At 62.6% G+C, this 22,588-nt stretch carries 18 protein-coding genes; 7 read left to right on the top strand and 11 right to left on the bottom strand.

The genetic code is table 11. The features are described 5' to 3' along the window. The first annotated feature begins 117 nt into the window (after positions 1-117). Positions 118-552, top strand: a complete 435-nt coding sequence (locus tag NZ993_07210) for a peptidylprolyl isomerase (protein MCS7155578.1) — start codon at positions 118-120, stop codon at positions 550-552. On the opposite strand, the gene NZ993_07205 is transcribed toward NZ993_07210, so the two are convergent. The 10 genes from NZ993_07205 to NZ993_07160 all read right to left on the bottom strand — a co-directional run bounded on the left by NZ993_07205 (position 549) and on the right by NZ993_07160 (position 11,842). Further along, positions 549-1,919: an aminotransferase class V-fold PLP-dependent enzyme gene (locus NZ993_07205; GenBank protein MCS7155577.1), complete on the bottom strand. Its 1,371-nt coding sequence runs from the start codon at positions 1,917-1,919 to the stop codon at positions 549-551. The two genes, NZ993_07210 and NZ993_07205, sit on opposite strands and share 4 nt — an antisense overlap. A 75-nt stretch (positions 1,920-1,994) precedes the next feature. Next, complete coding sequence (locus tag NZ993_07200) at positions 1,995-2,429, bottom strand: biopolymer transporter ExbD (GenBank protein MCS7155576.1); 435 nt, start codon at positions 2,427-2,429, stop codon at positions 1,995-1,997. Between the two features lie 9 nt (positions 2,430-2,438). After that, positions 2,439-3,017 (bottom strand): biopolymer transporter ExbD, encoded by a 579-nt coding sequence (locus tag NZ993_07195; GenBank protein MCS7155575.1) that lies wholly within the window; start codon positions 3,015-3,017, stop codon positions 2,439-2,441. A 21-nt stretch (positions 3,018-3,038) separates the two neighbouring features. Continuing rightward, entirely contained in the window at positions 3,039-3,299 is a 261-nt protein-coding gene (locus NZ993_07190; protein ID MCS7155574.1) for a hypothetical protein, read from the bottom strand. A gap of 12 nt (positions 3,300-3,311) precedes the next feature. After that, positions 3,312-4,010: a MotA/TolQ/ExbB proton channel family protein gene (locus tag NZ993_07185; GenBank protein ID MCS7155573.1), complete on the bottom strand. Its 699-nt coding sequence runs from the start codon at positions 4,008-4,010 to the stop codon at positions 3,312-3,314. Positions 4,011-4,333: 323 nt separating this feature from the next. After that, positions 4,334-5,995, bottom strand: a complete 1,662-nt coding sequence (locus NZ993_07180; GenBank protein MCS7155572.1) for a S41 family peptidase — start codon at positions 5,993-5,995, stop codon at positions 4,334-4,336. 105 nt (positions 5,996-6,100) lie between these two features. Next, on the bottom strand, positions 6,101-6,838 hold the full coding sequence (locus NZ993_07175) for a glycosyltransferase (protein MCS7155571.1): 738 nt from the start codon (positions 6,836-6,838) through the stop codon (positions 6,101-6,103). 67 nt (positions 6,839-6,905) lie between these two features. Continuing rightward, entirely contained in the window at positions 6,906-7,241 is a 336-nt protein-coding gene (locus NZ993_07170; protein MCS7155570.1) for a tRNA-binding protein, read from the bottom strand. 105 nt (positions 7,242-7,346) lie between these two features. Then, a complete protein-coding gene (locus tag NZ993_07165; protein MCS7155569.1) occupies positions 7,347-8,624 on the bottom strand; it encodes a hypothetical protein in 1,278 nt (425 codons plus the stop codon). Positions 8,625-8,641: 17 nt separating this feature from the next. Then, a complete protein-coding gene (locus NZ993_07160) occupies positions 8,642-11,842 on the bottom strand; it encodes a SusC/RagA family TonB-linked outer membrane protein (GenBank protein MCS7155568.1) in 3,201 nt (1,066 codons plus the stop codon). Between the two features lie 239 nt (positions 11,843-12,081). Between NZ993_07160 and NZ993_07155 the strand changes: the two genes are divergently transcribed. The 4 genes from NZ993_07155 to NZ993_07140 all read left to right on the top strand — a co-directional run bounded on the left by NZ993_07155 (position 12,082) and on the right by NZ993_07140 (position 19,859). Further along, entirely contained in the window at positions 12,082-14,598 is a 2,517-nt protein-coding gene (locus tag NZ993_07155; protein ID MCS7155567.1) for a carbohydrate binding family 9 domain-containing protein, read from the top strand. Continuing rightward, the gene (locus tag NZ993_07150) at positions 14,595-14,984 is read left to right on the top strand and encodes a hypothetical protein (GenBank protein ID MCS7155566.1); all 390 of its coding nucleotides are present in this window, start codon (positions 14,595-14,597) and stop codon (positions 14,982-14,984) included. The genes NZ993_07155 and NZ993_07150 overlap by 4 nt, the downstream gene beginning before the upstream one ends. Before the next feature lie 118 nt (positions 14,985-15,102). Then, a complete protein-coding gene (locus tag NZ993_07145) occupies positions 15,103-17,019 on the top strand; it encodes a phosphoenolpyruvate carboxykinase (GTP) (protein ID MCS7155565.1) in 1,917 nt (638 codons plus the stop codon). A gap of 2 nt (positions 17,020-17,021) precedes the next feature. Then, positions 17,022-19,859 (top strand): hypothetical protein, encoded by a 2,838-nt coding sequence (locus NZ993_07140; protein ID MCS7155564.1) that lies wholly within the window; start codon positions 17,022-17,024, stop codon positions 19,857-19,859. Here the strand turns inward: NZ993_07140 and NZ993_07135 are convergent. Then, positions 19,832-20,527, bottom strand: a complete 696-nt coding sequence (locus tag NZ993_07135) for a TonB family protein (GenBank protein MCS7155563.1) — start codon at positions 20,525-20,527, stop codon at positions 19,832-19,834. The genes NZ993_07140 and NZ993_07135 overlap by 28 nt on opposite strands. Before the next feature lie 28 nt (positions 20,528-20,555). On the opposite strand from NZ993_07135, the gene NZ993_07130 reads away from it, so the two are divergent. Both NZ993_07130 and menC read left to right on the top strand, forming a co-directional pair. Continuing rightward, positions 20,556-21,494 (top strand): hypothetical protein, encoded by a 939-nt coding sequence (locus NZ993_07130; protein ID MCS7155562.1) that lies wholly within the window; start codon positions 20,556-20,558, stop codon positions 21,492-21,494. Further along, on the top strand, positions 21,448-22,557 hold the full coding sequence (gene menC / locus NZ993_07125) for an o-succinylbenzoate synthase (GenBank protein ID MCS7155561.1): 1,110 nt from the start codon (positions 21,448-21,450) through the stop codon (positions 22,555-22,557). Before NZ993_07130 ends, menC begins: the two co-directional genes overlap by 47 nt. Positions 22,558-22,588 lie beyond the last annotated feature (31 nt).

The following is a 22,588-nucleotide window of genomic DNA, read 5'->3' as shown; positions in this document are numbered from 1 at the left end:
AACCAAGGCAGGTCGATTGGATATTCCCTTTGCAAAACAAAGCGCATAGCTCGCTTTATCGCGATTTTTTTCGTTTCTTTCGGCATCACCCCTTAACCCAAACAGGAGCCTTTCCCAATGGCCCATGTTGCGCAGCTTGGAGACCGCGTGAGGGTCCACTATACGGGCACCCTACAAGACGGATCTATATTCGACTCCTCCCTGGGCGGCCCTCCCCTGGAGTTTCTACTCGGCGCTCAGGAGGTGATCCCCGGATTTGAACGAGCTGTTTTGGGAATGGCAGTGGGGGAGCGAAAACGGGTCACCATACCCGCTGAAGAGGGCTACGGGCCGTATGACGAGGATCTGATCTATCACGTGCCCCGCTCCCAGGTACCCCCGGATCTGCAGGTATACCCGGGGCAACAGCTCCAACTGCAAGCCCAGACGCAGAGCTTCCTTGTAACGGTGCTGGAGGTTACGGATCAGTACGTAGTGCTGGACGCTAACCATCCCCTGGCGGGACAAGAACTGACCTTCGAGATCGAGCTTCTGGCCATTGAGGGACCCTAAAGCTCGGGCGCGGCGGCCTCCAGGGCCCTTAGCAGCGAGCCGATCCATTGCTCCTGCTCCGGTCGCATGAGCACGGCGCGCAGCACGAGGGTCTCCGGAGCATCGGGCTCTAAATCGGGCCAGTGCATCCGCAGCCATAAGCTGGGCGCTCGGTACAATCCGACATAGACGGGAGGGCGCCTATGGCTGGCGTTCTGAAAAAGAGCTTCATGAGCCGCGCTGAGCTCCGAGGCGCTTCCCTTTCGGCGCAGCCCGAATAGCACGATATCCAACTGGGGGCGAAGCACAGGGCGCAGCCGCTCGGAGCGTTCCAGCTTCTCGTAAAAAGCTTGCGCAGCTCGACGGCAAGCGGCCAAAACAGGCCCCATGCCGCGATCGGGCTCCAGCGGAAAAGCCCGCAGCGTGGTCCACAGGGCGGCGGCCGCGGCCCCGGCTCGGGAGCACTCCAGGCTCACCTCTCCTAGGTGCAGCTCCCGAGAGGTGAAGTACGTATATGGGGAGTCGTGCCGATAAAACCGGCCCACGCTGGGATCGCGAAACAGGACGGCCCCGCATCCGTAGGGCTGAAGGCCGTGCTTGTGAGGGTCCACGACAAAGGAGTCCACTTCCACAAGGGCCCGAAAGGGCTCTGGATCCACCTCGGGCGGGTTCCGGCGGGCCAGCAGCGCAAAGTAGCCCCCGTAGGCGCCGTCGACATGCACCCGAGCCCCATAGCGGCGGGCGAGCCTCAAGATCTCATGGATGGGATCCAAAGCCCCCATGCCGGTCGTGCCCAGCGTGGCGACGACGGTTCCGATCCGCCCGGTTCGGAGCGCCGCCTCTAGGGCCTCCAGAGCCATCGTCCCGTCAGCCCCCATGGGGATCGCCGCAACCGGCAGGCCCAACAGGTGGGCCATGCGGCGATGCGTGTAGTGGGCGTTATCCCCGACGGCCACGGCGCGCTCCGGATGGAGCTCCCGGGCGATGAAGAGCGCCTCCAAGTTCGCCACCGTGCCCCCTCCGGTAAGATGGCCCAGAAACTCGGGCCAATCCACTAGACGGGCCAGCTGCGCAACCGCCTCCCGCTCCAGATACGTGGTGGCCGGTCCTCCATCCAGGGCGTGATTGTTGGGGTTAACGACCATCGCCAGCGCGTAGGCCGCCCACGCGATGGGGTGGGGAGGTTTGAGCATCTGCGCAGCATAATGCGGATGCCCAAAGGGATAAGAATCGGCCAAGCGCAAGGCGAGCTCCCGTAAAAGCTCTGAGGCTGGCTCAGTCGGCACCAGGCTAGCATGCTCCGCCTCAGGGGGCAGCCCCTCCGTCCACCGTCGCATGAGCTCCCGCAGAGCTTCCTGTAGGATGGGCAAAAGCTCGAGATGCGACATAGCCCCTCACACATACGAAAAAAAGGGCGAACCCACTCCGGTTCGCCCTAACGGTTCCGTTCCTCAACGCCGCCTTTACGTGGCCGCCTGACGCTTGGTGGAGTAGTTGATTCGCAGCGTGCCCGCCTCGCGCAGCTCTTGCTGCACGTCCGTTACAAGCCCCATGGGCGCGTCGCGGTCCACGCGCAACGAGACGATCAGGCGGGGTTCCTCAAGCAACTTCTTGTACATGATATGCCGGATCTCCGGGATCTCCACCAGCGCGTCGTCGATCTGTACGCGATACTGTCCGGTGCCCTTTTCCTTGCCGATCCAAATGTAGGAAATAAGGCGCTTTTGCTCGATCTTCTCGATCTCCTCGGCCTGGGGCATGATCAAGCTTACAAGCAGATTGACCTCGCGCAGTTTGGTGGAGACCATGAAGAAGATGAGCAGCAGAAAAACGATGTCCGGCAGCGAAGCCGTGGGGATGGCCTGTTTGAGCTGGGCTTTGCGCTTGAATGTTGCCATCTCGCCCTCCTATTGCCCTCCCCCGGTCCCGGGGTCTGGTTCGGCTAAAGAGATCTTCTGTGGGATCAGTTTGCGGATTTCATCCTTCTCCGGATCGTCTTTGGCAAAACGGTTGCGATATGTCAAATAATCCATCCCGAAACGCTGGCGAGCGACCATGTCGCGCACCTCACGGTAAGCCAGCTTCACCTCATCGAGCACATCGATATAGACCCGATACGGGGTGTTGCGGGCCGTTTTGACCGAGACGATCGCTTTCTCGGGGGATTCGGCGTAGTTGGGGTCTTGGCCGTTGTTCATGATGTGCTTTTTGACCTCATCCCGGATCTGCCGAAGCGATACAATCGGCCGATCCTCAACCAGGATCTGACCCTGGTCGTTGATGAGGATCTTGAGCATATTGCGCTCTTTGATGGGTGGCGGCTGCTGGTTCTCCTCCAGCTTGGGGGGCAGCACCATGCCGATACCTGAGTCGATATCGATCGTAGTGGCCACAAGGAAAAAGATTAGCAACAAAAAAGCGATATCCGCTAGCGAGGCCGAGGGAATCTCGGGCTCGGTTCGCTTGCGGCGTTCTCCTAGCGGCATCCCTAGGTCCCCCTTGTGTTTTTAGAAGGCCCGACGTATCCCGAAGAGCAACATGGTCAAAATTACGATAGCCAGCAGCACCAGAAAGGTCAAGATGGCCGCTGAGACCGTCTCATAGCCGATCCCGCGCAGAATCCCGAAGAGCAGGAAGGGCGAAAACAAGGGCACCAAGCTAATGGGGCTCAATGGGCGCTTACTCAGACTCCAGAGGCCCATCGCGATCGTGCTCACGACCACGATCCCCAGCAGCGCCAAAGCCACGTAGATGGCGATTTGTACCATGTCTACCCCTCCTTAGGCCTTGGCCTCTTTTACGCCCTTGCCCTGCTGCATGAGCACGAGCGTGTCGATGAGCTCAATAGAGGCCTCGTCCATGTCCAGGACGATCCGATCGATTTTGGAGGTGCAGTAGTTGTAGGCGAACTGCAGAATGATGGCCGAGATCAAGCCGAAGACCGTGGTCAGAAGCGCAACCTTAATGCCGCCCGCCACCAGGGAGGGGGAGATGTCTCCGGCGCGTTCGATGGCGTCAAAAGCCTGCACCATGCCGATCACGGTGCCCAGGAAACCGAGCATCGGGGCGATCGAGATAAAGAGGCTGATCCAGACTAGACCCCGCTCCAAAAAGCTCATCTCAATGGCGCCGTAGGAGATGACGGCCTTTTCCACGGCCTCGATGCCCTCGTTGCTGCGCAGCAGACCAGCCTGAAAGATGCTCGCCACCGGGCCTCGGGTTTTGGCGCAGACCTCCAAGGCGGCATCCACCCCACCCTGCTCGAGCGCGTCCTTGACTTTGAGAATGAACTTGCGCGTGTTGATGTCGGCTAGGTTCAAGCTGATGAGGCGTTCTAGAAAGATCGCCAGGCCCAGTACCAAGCAGACGAGGATGGGCCACATAAAATCCCCTCCTTCGTTGAAGTACCGGACCAGCATGTTCATGGTGCTTTCCTGGGCGGTCCCCTGCAGCAGGACCAACAGCGGCGTGAGGTTCATGAAGAACTCCTCCGTTTTGGGTTTTTTAGCGGTCGCTTCGCTTTGGGCGGCCCATTATAGCGCTTTTCATCCGGATTGTCAACGTCCGCACCTTCTTACGGGTCGCGGAGCGGAGAAGGCTCCGGTTTTGTGAAGACGACTTTTTAGAGTGCGCTTCCGCTAAAAAATAAGCCCCAATCGCCCCTTTTCGGCTTTTATGACCCACATTTAGAACCGCAAGCGCCAAAGAGCACGCCTCCCCGCGAGGCGGGGTGAACAAAAAAGTTGCAAGTTGTGCTAAAGCCCCCGCCTCCCTGACCAGCCCTTCTCTGGCGGTGGCGCGGCTAGTTGCTGGCCAGGGCTCGGGCTTGATCCCAGAGCCGCATCGCCTCGGCCAGATCCCGATCCAGAGGCCGAATCACCGGATACCAGGCTCTTACGCCCCAAAGTTGGCGGGCGATGAAGGCCTTGATCCGGGTGCTGATTATCGGAAGGGCGGCCTGAAATTCGGCCTCGGAGAAGCGCGTCCGGCTGCTATCCGGACCAGAATCGGCCGAGGAGCCCCCGATCTGTACGCCCTTCTCGGCTGCGATCCGTCGGTAGATGCGGAGCTCCCGCTCGGTCACTTGGTAACGCTCGACAAAGGCGCGCAAATCGCGCTCAAACTGTCGGCGCAACTCAGGACCCGATTCATCTACGATCCGGCGCGCGGCCTCATAGGATAGACTGTTGCGGAGATCGGCCTGGACCAAGAGCCGGGCCGTGTCTTGGGGCACCACATAATCGGGCAGGATCCCACCACCGCCGTAAACAAGACGACCCTTGGCGGTCTTGAACTTCAACGAATCCGGCACGTGCTCCGCGAAGGATTTTACGTCGAGCAGCGCGTTACCGCGATGATAGATCTCCTCGTAATAGGCTTGCCTGCCGTTTTGGTAGGAGCGCTGGATGAGGCGCCCGGAGGGGGTATAATAGCGCGAGATGGTCACCCGAATCGCCGAACCGTCGGGCAGCTCGTATTGTTGCTGCACAAGCCCCTTGCCAAAGGTACGACGGCCTACGATCAGGCCTCGATCCCAGTCCTGTATGGCACCTGCTACAATCTCCGAGGCGGAGGCGGAGTTTTCATTTACGAGCACGATCAGAGGACCGGACTCGTAGAGGCCACCGCCCCGAGAGAGGAATTCCTGCTCGAACTGCCGCAGCCGGCCGCGGGTATAGACGATCTTGCGGCCTGCGGGCAGCAATTCATCGGCGATCTCCACGGCTTGATCCAGGTACCCGCCGGCATTGTCGCGCAGATCAAGCACAAGCCGCTGCATGCCCTGCGCCTTAAGCTCCCGAAGCGCCTCCACAAACTCCTGATGCGTAGTGCGAGCGAAGCGGTTGATGCGGATGTAGCCGGTCTGGGGATCCAGCATGTAGGCCGCATCTAAGGTGAACAAGGGAATCCGATCCCGTTCAATCGTGAACTCCAGCAGCCTGCTCAGACCCGGACGACGTACGGTGATCTTGACCTTCGTGCCCTTGGGCCCGCGCAAGGTGCGGATGACGTCCTCTTGTTTATAGCCGATCGCGCTTGAGTCATTGATCGCCACGATGCGGTCTCCGGCCAGCACCCCGACCTTGTCGCTGGGCCCTCCGGGTATGACGGACATTACGATGATCGTATCCCGGCCTCCGGGCCCGGGCAGGAGGTTGAACTCCACCCCAATACCCTCGAAGCTGCCCTCAAAACTTTCGCGCACCGAGCGCATGCGGGCTGCGTCGATGTACACGGAATGGGGATCTAGCTGCTCCAACATCCCGTTGATGGCCCCCTCGATAAGCCGGGCCGAGTCGATATCCTCTACATAGTTGCGCTTAATCAGACTGAAGGCGGCTTCGAATTTGCGCAGCTGCTCGAAAGTGTTGTCGCCGGATATGACGGGCGCGATTCGAGCGCCCAGCAGCACCCCGAAGATGAGGGCTCCGGACAGGGACACCCAAAACCAAGATCGCCGCATGAGAACGAAACCCCCAATTTGGTTCAAGCCTGTAACGCAGCGCCGCCTGGGCGCGTTTCCACGAGAGAAGTTGGGCCGGTTTTTTCCAACATGCAACCCGCCAAGCTACCGCACCGGATCCCAGCTCCGGGAGAAGGAGCGCCCCCGCAGGAGGATGGAGAGGGAGTTCAATAGCCACCAACCCAGCACCCGGCCGTAACCCCAAGCCCGGTAGCGGCGGGGGGATTCGTAGACGGCCCATCCCGTGAGCCAGGCGATGGGGCCGCGGCGTCGCAATCGGCGCAGCAAATCGAAGTCCTCGCCCGCCGCCAAGGCGGCGTTGTAACCGCCTACGGCTTCGAAGGCATCTCGCCGCACAAAGTGGCACTCCCCGCGGCCCGTGCCCAACCCCATGCGGTTGGCCAGGCGATAGTACGCATCAAGAAACCGCATGATCAGGCGATCTTGCCAAAAGGCCTCCTCCGGCCACACCTCAACCGGAGCGACGGCGGCCTCATGCCGCTGCAAGGCCTTCAAGGCGGCCGCAAGAAAACCGTCTCGGTCCTGTGGGAGGCGCACATCTGCGTTGAGAAACCACAAGATCGCACCACGCGCTCGACGCGCCCCCGCGTTGCGGGCAGCGGCGATCGTCGGCGGCTCCTGCCCGTCCTGCTCAAGCAGCAGCTCCACGTGAGGACGCACCCGATCCGGCGTCCCATCCCGACTTTGGCCGTCGACCGCGATCACCTCCAGGCCCCATCGACGGCGCCAGGGGCGGTCCAAGGCCTCCAGAAGCGGCTCCACGTAGGCCGCCTCGTCTCGTACCGGGATGATGAGGCTTATTCGCACCCAAGACAAACCCATCGCGGGCGATTGCGCGCGCTGCCACGGGGTCTACAGCTGCCCACGCTCCGATCCGATCGAAGAGCCCTCAAAACAGCCGGCTTCCTAGGGGAACAGCCCGCTCGGGCACGCAAAGCACCACGCGTCCGGATTCGTCCGGGAAACCGGTAATCAGGCATTCGGAGCGAAAAGGCCCGATCTGCTTCGGGGGCAGGTTGACGACCCCCACCACGAGTCGACCTAGGAGCTCTTCAGGCCCGTAGAGGTCTGTGATCTGCGCGCTGGAGGTCTTGACCCCGATCTCCGGGCCGAAATCGACCCAGAGTTTGTAGGCGGGTTTGCGCGCCTCGGGAAAGGCCTCAACGCGCATCACGCGCCCGACGCGCAGATCAACTTTCGCGAAGTCCTCCCAGGATATGTTCATGCTGTGATGCCCATACTTAAGAAGAGCGGGATGCGCGAATCGCAGCAGCCCGGGCCGGCCTGACCTGGTACGGAGGCCGACCCGAGCCGCACGGAAGCCCTCCATTTAGCGTACGTACGGATTGGCCCGGCGCTCGATGATCGTAATGGGGAAGAAAACGCCGGGCTTGGCGCGAGCCGTCCATTCGGGGGAGGGCTCGCCGAATCGATAATGATCGGCCAGCCTCCTGCCCTGCAGAAAGAGGTTGACGCGCCGCATGTGCCGAAGCAGCGTAAGGGCCGGGATCTGTCCCGTGTAGGGGCTGAGTCGGTCCAAGGCCCGGATCGCGTTGATGTGCGTGCGAAAGCCTGCCTCATCGCCTTTGGCCAGGGCGGATTCGGCCAAGATCAAGCGCATCTCCCGGGCCGAGGCGACCGTGATCGTCCCGTAGATGCCGCCCGCCACAAGGGCGTTGATCTCGGCCGTAAGCTTGGGATCGGGCACGTTGTCAATCGGATCGCGCAGGCGGATACTGGCCACGCGCCGATTGTCAGCCGTAGGCACGATGTAGCTATTTCCCACCCGGATCTCAAAACGGCTGTTGATGTTCGAGGTGAAGGTTACGTTTCCATCGATCAGGGCAGGAGAGGCCGAGCTCAGTACGAGCCGGAAGGCGTAGTCCTCGTTTCCTATGAGGGCCAAGGCAGCCTGCGCATCCTGATCGGCGCCGGCGTCGCTCACAAGCGGGCTAGATCCGGGGTTGCGAGCTTTCGTCCAGAGGGCTTTGCTGAAACGAGCCCGAGCGCGCAAAGCCAGGGCGGCCCGCTGCAGGTCGCGGTTCCCGAGCTGCTGGGCTAGCGCTAAGGCCTTGCTCGTGTATTCGATGGCCTTGTCGTAGAGCGTGGGCATGTTCGCTTTGCCCACGGGGGGCTTGGGCTCTTGCCTGTCACCCAGCACGAAGTCGTCGAACATGTCCGCGATCGCCGTGTAGATGATCGCGCCCATCAGATAGGCCCAGACCAGATCGGCAGGCGTGGCGAGCTGCCGTTGCGCCTGAAAGCGCTCCAACCTCCGGATGGCCTCGTCAGCCGTCCAACGGGCCTCGGCCACGTAAGGGAAGGCGGCGTCCGAGAATTCGTTCAACGGGTTATCCACTCCGCCCTCGTCGAGCTCTTGCCAGCCTTGACGAGATCCGATCCAGGTGAGCTCATCGGTGGCCGTCGAATATGGGCCCAGCATCGCCCCCAGGGCGCGCGTGACCGTAGCCTCGGCCCCATTAGCCAGAGAGGTGGCAACGGCCGGGTTATCGAGCTCGCTCTCCAAAAGGTTATTCGGATTATTGACGGTAAGGTCACACCCTGTTGCGAGCGTCATCACAACCGCCAATAGAGCCCAAGGTCGCATACCGGATTCCTCCCCTCCTAGAAGCCCAGCCGAACCGTAAACAGCACCGTGCGCGGAAGGGGCGGCAGCGCGTAATCGACGCCCATGACGAAGTTATCATCGCGCGTATTGCCCCCTGAACCACGGCCGATGACGTTCACTTCGGGATCTAGCCCATTGTAGCGAGTCCAGAGCCATAGGTTACGAACCGCAACAGAAACAGACAGGCTGCGCGCCCCGATGCGACTTGCCCATGAGCCGGGAACGGTATAGGCGATCGAAAGTTCGCGCCAGCGCAGAAAGTCAGCCGGCTTGATCGTATTGAGCCCATCGAAGGGCGACAGGTCCAGAAACTCATACAGCCAGCGCTCCAGGGCCTTAAGCCGCACCTCGGGGTTGTTTTGAGGTTGGTAGTTGGCGTCCACACCGCCCGTGATGAAGTCGCGCTCCGCTTCGGCCACGCCGGGCAGGTTCCGATAGGCGGCGCTGGCCTGTCGGAACGCATACAGGAGGTTGTTTACGTAGAAGTTGCCGGCCTGATACTCAAAGAGCACCGAGAGGCGCCAGTTGGCCAGGAGCGTGAGGTTGGCACCCAGTGTGCCCTGCCAGTCCGGAAGCGGCTTGCCCAGATAATGGTCCAGGTAGTCTCCGTCTCCGTCCTCATCGAGCAGCAGTACGAAGGCGTTCAGGTTGTCCAGGCGGGCCGTCGTCGGCGTAAGCCTTCCTAGGTAGGCGAGCAGCTCCTCACGTGTATCGGGCTGTCCGTCTCGGTTGGTGTCGATCGGGTAGCGGCCCGCAGGAACGGGGCGGAGTTTGGGTCCCAGGTGCGCACCTGGCGCATAGCCTTCGATGACGAAATTGCGGTAGCGCGGATAGCTTCCCCCGGCCTTGATGGGCGGGGCGCCGCCTAGGGAGATCACGCGCTCCCACAGGTATGCGGCTGTAGCGAATAGGTTTGCCTGGCTTTGTCGGCCTAGCTCCAATACGGCGTTCAGGGACAGGTCCACCCCGCGAGCTCGGGTCTTGCCGATGTTGTCTAGCTGCGTAGCCCTAAAGCCCCCGGAGACGGGGAACTGCCGCGGCACCAGGGCGTCGCGCACGGTCCGGTCCCAATACGTGCTTTGAATCGAGAAGCGATCGTTCCACAGGCCCAGATCCAGCCCCAGCTCCCATTCTGTTGAAACCTCGGGCTTCAGCTTGGGGTTGCCCAGGTTTAGGGGCACTACACCAGGTCCCCGGTTAGAGGCTAGGGCCCCAAATGTGGTGAGCGCATCGAAGGCTCCGGGCTGCAGACCTGACCGGCCCAGGGCCGCGCGCAGGCGCAGTGAGGAGACCGGACCCAGGGGCCGCCAGAAGGCCGCATCCGAGGGCACGATCGAGAGCGAGGCCTTGGGATAGAAAACACCCTTGAACTCGGAGCCGAAGGCGCTATTGGCGTCGTAGCGCCCTCCAAGGGTGAGGAAGGCGAAGTCAGCCCAGCCGAATTGTTGCTGCCCGAAGAGGCCGGCGTTGATGACCTCCTCATAGAACTCGGCAGCATCGCGTTCGGCCCCGGCGCCCGTCACCTCAAAACCGGGCCCGGGGAAGCGACGGCCGCGGCCGCTGCGCACAAGGGTCTGCGTGCGGAAGCTCTGGGTGCCCAGGATCGTCAGCGATTCGAGCTGGGGCGTGAGCAGGCGCCGATAAGAGGCCTTTAGATCGAAGGTGAGCTCCAGCCGGCTCCGATCGGATACATCCCGCAGCCCCTCGACGTCCGTGCCCGAGTAGCGGTTGACATTCCAACCGAAGGGCCAAAACTCCTCCGAGAAGGTGGCAGAATAATCAGCTCCGAAAGTTCCGTCTATTGTCAGTCCCTCCAGAGGCCGATAATTGAGTCCAATGCTCCCGTTGAAATGCCGGGCATTCTGGGCGATTTGCAGCTGGAAGCCCTCTGGCACCGTAGCGAAAGCCGATACGCCCGTCGGGTTGTTGTAGCGCACCAGATCCGGACGGCTGAAGTTGGCCCGCGATAGGGGCGCGTAGATCGAGTTGCTGTTGTCCGGAACCTCGTAGCGCGTATCCGTATAGCCCGCTGTGGCCCGCACTTGGAAGCGATCCGTGGGGAAGACATTTACGGTGGAGGTGGCCTGGATGCGGCGGAGCAGATCGTTGGCCCGGGGCCCGAAGCCCGGCGGGTAGGGCAGGTTTTTGCCCGTCATAACGCCGTCTTCGTCCTGCATGCGCACGTTCAGGAAATACGTCACCCCGGGCGTACCCCCGGATAGGGCCATGGAGAAAGTCGAGGTGCGACCCGTTTCGAAAAGCCGGTTGGGCCAGTCGTCCGCCACAAACTCGTAGGGCCGGATCGTCCGGCCGTAGTACTTGCTCATCGTATCCGCGATGGCCTGTGTCCGGGCGAAACCGACCAGCTTGGGGAAACGCTTGATGGGGAAAAGCGCCCCCTGCTGATACTGCACGCTCAAGCGAGGAGGGCCAACGGCGCCCTTACGCGTAAAGATTTGGATGACACCCCGCGAGGCCTCGGTTCCATAGAGCGTGGCCGCGGCGGCGCCCTTGAGGATTTCCACGCGCTCGATGGCCTCCGGATTGATATCATCCAGGCGCGAAGGCGATCCCCCGCCGCCGGTACCGACGAAACCCGGCCAGCCGCCCCCATTGTCCACACGCACCCCGTCGACGTAGACCACGGGCTCGTTGCTCTGCGACATGGAGGCCGAGCCCCGAATGCGGATGCGCGCGCCCTCACCCGTCATGCCGCTTGAAGGCAGCGCGATGAGGCCGGGCTCGCGACCCTGCAGCAGGTCGGAAAACGACTTGATCGGCGCCTCACGCAGAGCGGCAACGTCGATCGTGGCAATCGTATTGCCGAGCTTACGCTTCTCAACCGGCCCCCCAGCGCCGGTTACGACGATTTCGCCTAGCTCCAAGGCCGTGGGCTCAAGCCGAAAATCAGCCGTTATCACTTGCCCGGCCGCGACGCGCAGCGTGCGCGTCTGCGTCCGGTATCCCACATAGCGCACTTCCAGCGTCTGTTCTCCAGGGGGGACGCGTTCTAAGCTATAACGGCCCTCGATGTCGGTGGCAGCGCCTATCCCGAGGCCGCGCAAGAGCACGTTTACGCCCGGAAGCGGCTCACCTGTGGTGGCATCCACAACGCGGCCTCGAATCGATCCCGTCTGCGCCCAAGCCGTCGACACGACCAGGCCCAGCAGGCTCAGGACAACCCCAACCCGTAGCATGACTGGAAAACCTCCTCGCTTACGCACCAAGCAAAATCTACGGCCTTATGGCCTCCTCCGCAACGGAGGCTGTTCGCAAAAGCTTACCAAGAGACGACTCGGTAGCTATAGTCTCTTTTTTGCGCCTCTGAGGCTCGAGCTGCAATTTTGTTGTAACTCGGGATCGCCCCCGAAAAGATGAGCGTATACGGGGCGAATTCCGCGTGTACTTTTGTGCACCCTTTAGCTACGCGATCCCTATGATGAGCATTCAAGGCATCTACGGAATCATCCTGTCCCTTCTGCTAACAGGCGAGGCAGACCGCATCAAGCAAAACGCCTCCGCCTCCTCCCAACGGACCGTGCAGGCGGTGCGCACGGCCACGGCGCCTCGCATCGACGGCAAACCGGAGGAGCCCATCTGGCAAGAGGCTCCCCCAACCACGGATTTTATTCAATACGAGCCTGTAGAGGGCGCTCCGGCCACGGAGCGGACCGAAGTGCGTTTGCTCTACGACGACAACAACCTTTACATAGCGGCCTGGCTATACGATCAGGAACCGGCTCGCATCGTGCGCCGGCTGGGTCGTCGCGACGATTGGGTGCAAGCCGACTGGTTCTACGTGGCCATCGACAGCTACCTGGACCGCCGCACCGCTTACGTGTTCGGCGTCAACGCCGCGGGCACGCTCGCCGACGGGATCATCACCAACGACGGCCAGGGCGGGGGACGTGGCCCGGGCGGATTCGGCAGCATGGATCGCAGCTGGAATGCGGTCTGGGAGGCGGAGGTAGCCTTACACGAATGGGGCTGGGCCGTTGAAATGCGCATCCCCTACAGCCAGCTGCGTTTCCCAAAGCTAGCGCAGCATACATGGGGGATCAACTTCCGGCGCCAGATCCCCCGCAAGGCTGAGGTTTCCGAATGGGTGATGGTCCCCCGTACGGTCCGCGGATACGTCTCGCACTTCGGCCTACTGGAGGGGATCCGCCAGATTGAGCCGAGAGGCATCGCCCAGCTCCTGCCGTATACCTCTTCCAAACTCCAGACGCAGCCTGCCGTCCCGACCCGGCTGCCCCAGGATGTGCGCTACGACGGAGGGGTAGATGCGAAGCTGGGCTTGGCCAGCAACATACTCTTGGATCTGACCCTCAACCCCGATTTCGGCCAGGTCGAATCCGATCCCGCCGAGCTGAACCTGACCACCTTCGAAACGTTCTTTCCGGAGCGGCGCCCCTTCTTTCTGGAGGGGGTGCAAATTTTCGACTACACCTTCGGGGGGTTGGGGGACGCCCTGTTGTATACGCGCCGCATCGGCTCCAAAGCCCCCATCATCGGGGCGGCTAAGCTCACGGGCCGTTCAGCCGGTGGTTTTTCCTTCGGCCTCATCGAAGCCGTAACAGGCAATCGCTTCAAGCCCGCTCAGAACTACGCCGCCCTTCGGCTCAAGCAAGAACTCTTCGGAAACGCCTATGTGGGAGTTATGGCCACAAGCTACGCTGAGCTGCCTCAAAGCCAGGGAGCATCCTGGCGACATAACGTGGCGGGTGGGTTTGATTGGGATTTTCGGCTCTGGCAGAACCGGTATCAGTTTACGGGCGCTGCGGCGTTTACGGATCGTCAGGTGGGAAGCGGACGCCGGACCGGCTATGCCCTGCATACGGGTTTTGATAAACGCTCCGGAGTGTGGACCTTTTTCTCCGGGTTTCGCATGTACTCCCCCGACTTCAACCCCAATGACCTGGGCCGGCTGCGGCGGCCTGATCTGATCAACCTGAGCCTGGGTCTAGGCCATCTGGTCAACAACAACCAACCCTTCGGCCCCTTCCGTCGGGCCAGCATGCGCGCTTTCTTTTGGAATTCGTGGAACTTCGCGCGCCGGCCCCTGGGCAGTAACCTTAACACAAACCTGAACGGGGAATTTCACAACTATTGGAACGCCAACCTGAACCTGAGTCTGAACAACCTCTTTCGAGGCTACGACGACCGGGAAAGCCGGGGTAATGGGCTCTACCGCCCCCCCATGAGCTGGAGCGTCCGCACGGAGGTGCGAACAGACCCCCGACGTCCGATTCAGCTGGAGCTTAGCGCCGCACACGGCCGGGACATGAAGCAGCGCCGGGAATGGGAAGTGGGCCTGGATCTGAACCTGCGCTTGGGCACGCGCCTAGAGCTTTCACCGGAGGTGTCGCTAGGCCGGCTTGATCGCGTCGAGGCCTGGGTGCGCAATGCCACGTATGTGTATGAGCCCAGTTCGGGCTGGCACATCGAAAGCGGTCGCACCCGCTACAGGCTTTCCTTCCCCGATGCAGAGCAGGAACAGATCTTTCGGGCCGCCCTGGGGGCCGCCCTCCCGCAGGTGCAAAACGGCCGTTATTACTTGAGCACCTTTAGCGATCGCACAACCCGACAGGTGGACATCAGCCTCCGCGGAAGCGTGCTGCTGACGCGGGAGCTCAGCCTGCAGCTATACAGCCAACTTTTCACGGCTCGAGGTCGATACGAGGCCTTCCGCGTGCTGCTCGATCCGGATCGTTTTGCGCCCGTACCGGGCTATCCCATAGTGGAGGACTTCTACCGGCGCAACTTCAATTTGAACGCTGTATTGCGCTGGGAATTTCGGCCCGGTTCGGTTTTGTACATCGTATGGACTCAACAGCGACAGGGTAACGGCCAGACGTTTTTCGTAAGCGACTGGCGTAGCCTACAGGACACCTTCCAGCTTGAGCCCGCTAACTTGTTCATGGTCAAACTCAACTACCTGTTCATGCGATGAACTTCGGAGCGCTTCTGCTGTCGCTTCTTTTTTCAGGCCTGGCGGCTGCGGACTCGACCCATGTGGCGCCCGCGAGCCCAAAACAGCAGGAAGGGCGCCTGGATCGCAAATCCACCGCCGTGCTCGTGCTAGATGTGCTCATCGTGGATCGCCCCGACACCTGGGACCGCATCCGGCAGATCCTGCTCAGCTACCGCGGGGTGTACAAGGTAAACGTATGTCGGGATCGTCAGGTCGTGGCCCTGGAATACGACCGCCAGCAGATCCCCTCACCTTTGTTGCTGATTGAACATCTGCGCTCTCACCACATCGTGGCCGTGCCCCGCCAGAAAACCCAGGAACTCATGAGCGCCACACCCCGCCCTCGGCGAACCCGCAACCGCTAAAGCCGGCCCGCACGGCCAGCCCGCGGTTTGCCCTTTTCGGGCAGAGAGCCGTTACTTTTCTGGTGGACTTTGGCCTGCTTTCAGGGAGCAGACCCAGAACCCAAAAGGAGTGCATCCGATGCAAGCCGCCGATAAAACCGTGGCCACGGGCCACGTCTATCTCGTCCAAGTAGATGGGCGCTGTAGCCTGCACGACGGCATACCTTATTATGTGCGCCATCGGGGTCTTATCGGTTGGGTCGAGGAGGTGGCTGCGCTCTGTCAACCAGAGCGCATTTATTGGTGCGATGGCTCCGAGGTCGAATACCAATGGATGTGCGAGCGCTTGGTGGAAAAAGGGACTTTCATTCGGCTCAACCCCGAAAAGCGCCCCAATAGTTTTCTAGCCCGCTCCGATCCCAGCGATGTGGCCCGCGTCGAAGACCGAACCTTCATCTGCACGCGCCGTCGGGAGGACGCCGGTCCTACAAACAACTGGATGCCTCCCGACGAGATGAAACAAACCCTGCAGGAGCTCTTCCGCGGCGCAATGCGGGGGCGCACCCTTTATGTGATCCCCTTCAGCATGGGCCCTATTGGGTCGCCCTTCTCGCTTATCGGCGTTCAGCTTACGGATTCCGAATACGTCGTGGTCAACATGCGCATCATGACCCGCATGGGACGGGCCGTGCTGGAGGTGCTCGGCGAAACGGGTCTCTTTGTGCCCTGTCTGCATTCCGTGGGTGCGCCCCTGAAGCCGGGCCAGCGGGACGTGCCCTGGCCTTGCAACCCGGAATACAAGTACATCGTGCACTTCCCCGAGGACCCCTCGATCTGGTCCTTTGGAAGCGGCTACGGCGGCAATGCGCTGCTGGGTAAGAAGTGCCTTTCGCTACGCATCGCCTCTTATCTAGCGCGTCAGGAAGGCTGGCTGGCCGAACACATGCTCATTTTGGGCGTGGAGTCCCCCCAAGGCGAAAAAACCTACGTGGCCGCAGCCTTCCCCAGCGCCTGCGGCAAGACGAACTTCGCCATGCTCATCCCCCCTGCCGCCTTTGAGGGATGGAAGGTGACTACGGTCGGCGACGACATCGCCTGGATCCGCGTCGGGCCCGACGGCCGGCTGTACGCCATCAACCCCGAGACGGGGTTCTTTGGCGTGGCCCCTGGCACTTCGTATAAGTCCAACCCCAACGCTATGGAGACGATTCGGGCCAATACGATCTTCACCAACTGCGCCCTCACCCCCGACGGCGACGTTTGGTGGGAGGGCATGACGGATGAGCCGCCCCCGGAGCTCATCGACTGGCAGGGCCAGCCTTGGACGCCCGACTGCGGCCGGCCCGCCGCGCATCCGAATGCGCGCTTTACAGCCCCCATTAGGCAATGCCCGTCGGTTGATCCGGAATGGGAAAACCCCAACGGCGTGCCCATCAGCGCCTTCATCTTCGGCGGCCGGCGCTCTCATACGGTTCCGCTCGTTTATCAGGCCTTTAACTGGAACTTTGGCGTCTTTCTGGCGGCCACGATGGGATCGGAGACCACAGCCGCCGCGGCGGGGCAAGTCGGCATCGTGCGCCGCGACCCCTTTGCAATGCTCCCCTTCTGCGGCTATCACATGGGCGAATACTTCACGCATTGGATCGAGCTCGGACGTAAACTGCCCAATCCCCCCCGGATCTTCGGGGTCAACTGGTTCCGCAAAGACGAACAAGGCCGCTTCCTTTGGCCGGGGTTTGGAGAGAACATGCGCGTGTTGCGCTGGATCGTAGAGCGCGTTCACGGTCGGGCTTACGCCATCGAAAGCCCCGTCGGCTGGATGCCCCGTTATGAAGACTTCGACTGGCGCGAGCTCGCATTCAGTCCGGAGCGCTTCTACGAGCTTATGCGCATCGACCGGGAGCAGTGGAAGCAGGAGATGCTGCATATCGAGGAGCTCTTCATCCGCCTTTATGACCGGCTGCCGAAAGAACTCATCATGATCCGGGAGCTTCTGCTTTCAAGCCTGTGGCGCTCCCCGGAAAAATGGGAGCCTTTGGGGGCCTATAACTCGTAACGATGGGCCGTTGCGCGCTGCTGCTTGCATTGGGCCTTCTGGCCTCCCCCGCCGCCTGGCCCCAGGGGTTTTACCGGCCAGCCCCCCGACCGGCGGGGCTGAAGTGGTGGACGCTGGATTCCCCGCGCTACCGGTTTATCTATCATGCGGGGCTTGAGGCCGAGGCCCGCTTCCTTATGCGCCTGCTTGAGGCGCAACACGACAGCACCTGGGCCCTGCTGGGCCGGCCGCGCCTGGAGCGGATCCCGGTCATCCTAAACGGCTACAGCGACCAGGGCAACGGGTTTGTGGCCACCTTCCCGTTGCGGATGGAGCTCATCACCTCCCCGTTCCTGGGCAAAACCCTGCCCCCTGGTCACGACTCCTGGCTGCATCTACTGGCCAAGCACGAGCAGCTGCACGCCATACATCTGCAGCAAGCCACCCTGCCCGGACTAGGTGGGCTAGTGCGCCTGCTGACCCCGGACCTGAACGTGCTGCTGAACCTCTCTACGCCAGACGGCTTCTCCGAGGGCATGGCCGTGCGCGTGGAAACCGGTCAGGCCCCCACGGAGGGCAGAGGGCGCTATAGTTTTTTTAGTATGCAATATCGGGCTTTCATGGACCACGATCCGCCCTGGACGCTCGCCCAGATGGTGCGCCGGGGCTCGACTTACACCCCTGTTGACCGGGCCTATCAGGGGGGGTATTTGCTGGCCGACTACGTGCTGCGTCATCACGGAGCTCGGGCATGGGTGCGCACGATCCGCCTCTACAACGCCCTGCCGTTTCTAGGCTTCGGCCCTGCGCTCTGGGCCGGAACCGGTCGCTGGCCCGAGGCCCTATACCGCGACCTCGTGCGGGAAGTGCGGGCGTGGTCGGACTCGCTTCGGCGGCGATCCGGTCCCCTTCAGGAGCCGCGCCTGCTCGCCTCGGAACCCCACACGTCCTACCGCAACCCGGTCTTTTACGATGACTCCACGCTCATCGTCTATCGGGGAAGCGTAAACGACCGACCCGGCCTTTTTCGCCTAAACCGGCGCACGGGTCGGCTTCAACGGCTCTTTACGTTCCGGCCCACAGAGGACTTCCTGTTCAGCTTAAGCCCCGACGGCTCCCTGCTTTGGGCCTCTGCTTACGTGCCGGATCCCATGGGAGCGGATCGGGTTCGCTCAGAGCTGTTTGCGCTGGACCTTAAACGTGGCCTTCTGCGACGCCTTTCGTGGAATGCGCGCGCCAGCGCCCCCGTCCCGGCCCCCGAGGGCCGTCTATGGTACCTAGAAGGGCGCGGTCCTTATAACCGCTGGATGGAACTGGATCTGCAAACGGGCCAGAGGCGGCCCCGAAGCCCCCAACGGGCCTGGCTTTTCAAACGCCTTGTGCCCGACCCCGAAGGTCGCCAGGTGGCCGTTGTGCTTCATCAGGAGGGCCGTCAGGACCTGTACTGGGCCCCCGTTCCGCGTGGCGAGGAACTGGCTCAACTGGAGCGGCTTGTAGGCTTTCCGCAAGGGGCCGTCTACGACGTGGCCTGGGCCCCGGACGGACGGGCGCTGTACTTTTCCGCCGACCCAGAGGGGCAGCTGGAGCTGTACCGGCTCTGGCTCGCGGATCGGCGTTTGGAGCGCCTAACGCGCTCCGCCTACGGGGCCATGGAGCCGGCCGTATCCCCCGACGGCCGCTGGCTGGTGTACGTGCACTACCGCCGCGGTCGCTTTGAACTGGCCGAGGTGCCCATAGACAGCCTGCAGGCGGAGCCCATCGCGCCAGACCCTCTTGCGCTCACCCCCCGATCGGATGATCCGCACGCTTACGCGGGGGCGACCGCCGATGACGGAGCCTCGGAGGCCCCCCCAGAGCCTCCGGCTCGCCCCTATCGAGCCTGGGCGTATTGGCTGCGGCCCCGCTTACTGCTGCCCGCCCTCGTACGCGACGTCAACCTGGGCCTTACGGGCCTGCTTCGCCTGGAGGGGGCCGACCCCCTGCGTCAGGGGGCTTATGCGCTGGACCTGCGCTACGTGCGGGGTCGGCCCTGGGGGGAGTTCTGGATGGGCCTGGCCTGGCCGTATCCGTATCCGCAGCTCCAGCTCTCCAGCCTGCCCGTTGTGACTACGCGCGAGGTGCAACAGGAGGAGCGCTTCCGGCTGGGCTTCTTGGCGCCCCGGGTGGGGCTTGAGACGGTTTACAGCTCTCAAGTGACGTTTGCGCCCTACCTGGCCGGGCGGCGCGTGCGCTCGCTGGAGCGGGCTGAGCCTTGGCGGTCCTATCTTACCGCGGGCCTGGGCGTTGAGGCGCGCTATCGGGTGCACGCCTTGGCGCGAGACATCACGCCCAATGCGGGCTGGGCGCTGAGCCTATTGGGGGAGGCCGACTTAGCCGGCACCCGAACAGGGCGCTGGGCCTCGGTTGAGATACGGCGGTTCCTGTCCGTCTGGATGCGACGACATCACACAGCGCAGCTTTACGTGCGCGCGCTGCTGCAGGAGGGGCGCTTCTTTTGGTCTGCGGCCCCGTATATCCCCCTGGGATACCGGACCGATTACGTGCGCGGGGCGCGGCACCTGTACAAAGTCGGGTTGCGCTACTACGTGCCCCTTGTGTACGTAGACAACGGGCTGCTTACGGTTCCGATCTACGTAGATCGCGTTTTCCTGTACGGCCTTCTGGAGCACGGCGGACGGCTGTGGCCTGCGGATCTGGGGCGCTCCTGGCGAGAAGGCCGCACTTCGTTGGGCCTATATGCGGCGCTGCGCGCAACGCTCTGGGTGATTCCCGTGGAGGTTCGCCTGGGATACTTATACCGTCTTTACGACAAAACAGGCCGCTGGGAGGGCGGCTACCCCATTTGGTCCGCCCCGTGGTAGCCGGGTAGCGTATCGGCGGGTGTGATGCGGAACCGAACGGGCAGCTGCACCCGAACCGGAACGGGTACACCACGCTGGCGTCCGGGTCGGAAAAACGTCTCCCGGATCACCCGAATCGCCTCCTCTGTACACCCATATCCCAGCCCTTTAAGCACCTGGATGTCTTCTACGCGGCCCGTGGGCGTGACCGTGAAGGTGAGCACCACCTCGCCCTCTACGCCCCGCCGCAGGGCCTCGATCGGATATCGAATCCGCCGCGCAATCCCCTCTAGCCCCCCTATGGGCTCGGGCATCTCTTCGACCACCACGAATACCTCTTGAGGCGGGCCGGTCGCGGCGTGCTCTTCGTGCGACACCTCCACCACGAACACCGTATCCCCTTGGGGCGATTCGGGCGCGGGCCTGGGGGGCTCCTGGTCTTGCTCCCGGACGAGCTCGAAGCGGGTTGGAGGCGGAGGTTCGGTCCCAAACTGCGGCCAGGCGGAAACTCGAATCGGACGCGGCTCTGGAACGGGTACCACCTCAAAGCCCGGCGGGGGAATCCAGCGCGGCGGCTGCCAGGTGCGCCGCGGGCTGGGCAGCTCCGCCATGGCCCAGAAAAGCGCCAAGACAAGCGCCAAGGCGGCCAGATCGCGGGTCGTGCTGGGCCTGTATGTGCGCGGATCCACGTTCAGTAAGAAACGCGCTCTCCGCAAGATGCGCAAACGCGCCGAGCTTGCGTTCCAAACGCGCCCAACGCAACTTGCTCGCGCCATGGCCTATACGCTGCGGGCGCTGTCGACCCCGGAGGAGATGGCCTGGATTGAGGCCCTGCAGGCCGAAATCTGGCCCGGCTCCGCGCTGGATGTGGTGCCCCGACACGTGCTGCTTATCCAGGCCGCCTACGGAGGGCTCGTGGCCGCGGCCTTTGTGCCGGAAAGACAAGAACCCATTGGGTTCGTCTACGGCTTTCCGGGCCTAGAGCCCAAGCCCGAGGGAGGATGGCGGCTTAAACACTGCTCCCACATGCTCGGCGTGCTTCCCGCCTACCGAGACGGGCACGTGGGCTTGGCGCTGAAACGATTTCAACGCGACTTCGTGCGCGCTCAGGGTATAGAACTGATCACATGGACCTTCGATCCCTTGGAGAGCCGCAACGCCTATCTAAACCTGCGTCGGCTCGGGGGGATCGTGCGGCGATACCGGCGCAACCTTTACGGCCCGCTCCGGGACGCGCTCAACTACGACCTGCCCACGGATCGGCTCGAAGTGGAGTGGTGGATCACTCAGCCCCGCGTGCAGGCTCGCCTTTCCGGCCTAGATCCCCCGCCAAAACTCCCGCCGCCGATCAACCAGATCGATGCGCAGCACCCCGTCCCCCAACCGGTTGCTTGGCGTTGGCCCGAGCGAGCGGAGCGGATATCCGTTTGCCTGCCGGCCCGCATGCGGGATTTTCGGGGTCAGGATCCGGGACGGGACCGGGCCTGGCGCATGCACCTGCGCGCCGTTTTCGAAGAGGTCCTGGCCCGAGGATGGGCCATCACGGATTACGTGCTCTCTCCTGACAGAACGCTGGGCTACTACATCTTGGAACCCGAGGATCGGCTCGATGTACCTCGACGCCATTACGCTTTATCACATCCGGATGCCCCTTAGGGCGGCCTTCGAGACGTCAACGGGCCGGATCTTGGAGCGCGAGGCGATCCTGGTGCGCGTGGAATCAGACTCTCTGGAGGGATGGGGCGAGTGCGTGGCCGGAAGCGCTCCGGATTATTCGCATGAAACGATCGGCACCGCCTGGCATGTGCTGCGCGATTTTCTAATTCCGGCTTCGTTGCGACACGATTGGAAGGGGCCTGAGGAGGCAAGTGGGCTCTTTGGCTGGATCCGAGGCCATCCTATGGCCAAGGCGGGGCTGGAGATGGCGCTCTGGGATCTGTGGGGAAAGCGGCAAGGTCGCTCTCTGGCGAGCCTGCTGGGCGCGGAGCGCGAGCGCGTACCCGTGGGGGTCTCGATCGGAATTCAGGCGGATACCGAGGCGCTGCTTCGGGCCGTGGAGCACTTCGTCGCTCAGGGCTACCGCCGCGTAAAGCTCAAGATCAAGCCGGGCCGCGATCTGCAGGAGGTGCGCGCCGTGCGCGAAGCGTTTCCCGAACTGCCCCTTCAGGTCGACGCCAACGCAGCCTACAGCCTTGAGGACGCGCCGGTCTTTGAGGCCATGGAGGAGCTGAATCTGCTCCTGATCGAACAACCCCTAAATGAAGACGATCTGCTGGAGCACGCCCGGCTGCAAGCGCGCCTGCGCACGCCCGTTTGCTTAGATGAATCGATCAAAAGCGCCCGGCATGCGCGCTGGGCGCTAGAGCTCGGCTCCTGCCGGGTGATCAACATCAAGGCCGGCCGCGTGGGGGGGCTAACCGAGGCCCGCCGCATTCATGATTGGGCCCGCGCCCGTGGGGTGCCTGTCTGGTGCGGAGGTATGCTGGAGACCGGCCTCGGGCGCGCCGCCAATCTGGCGCTCGCGGCTCTACCGGGCTTTACGCTGCCTGGGGATCTTTCGGCCTCATCGCGCTATTACGAGGAGGACCTTATCGCGGAGCCCTTTGAGCTGGAGCCGGATGGCACGATGCGCTTGCCCCAAGGGCCTGGATTGGGGGTCTCGGTGCGTCTGGACAGGCTGTTACGCTATCAGGTGCGCGCAGAACGCTTAAGGCGTTAAGGTGAGCCTTTCTACGGCCGTGCCCCATCGG

This window comes from Bacteroidota bacterium (assembly GCA_025059945.1).
Classification (GTDB): Bacteria; Bacteroidota; Rhodothermia; order JANXDC01; family JANXDC01; genus JANXDC01.
Note: the sequence above shows the minus strand (reverse complement) of the source record. Positions and strands in the feature narration are given on the sequence as shown.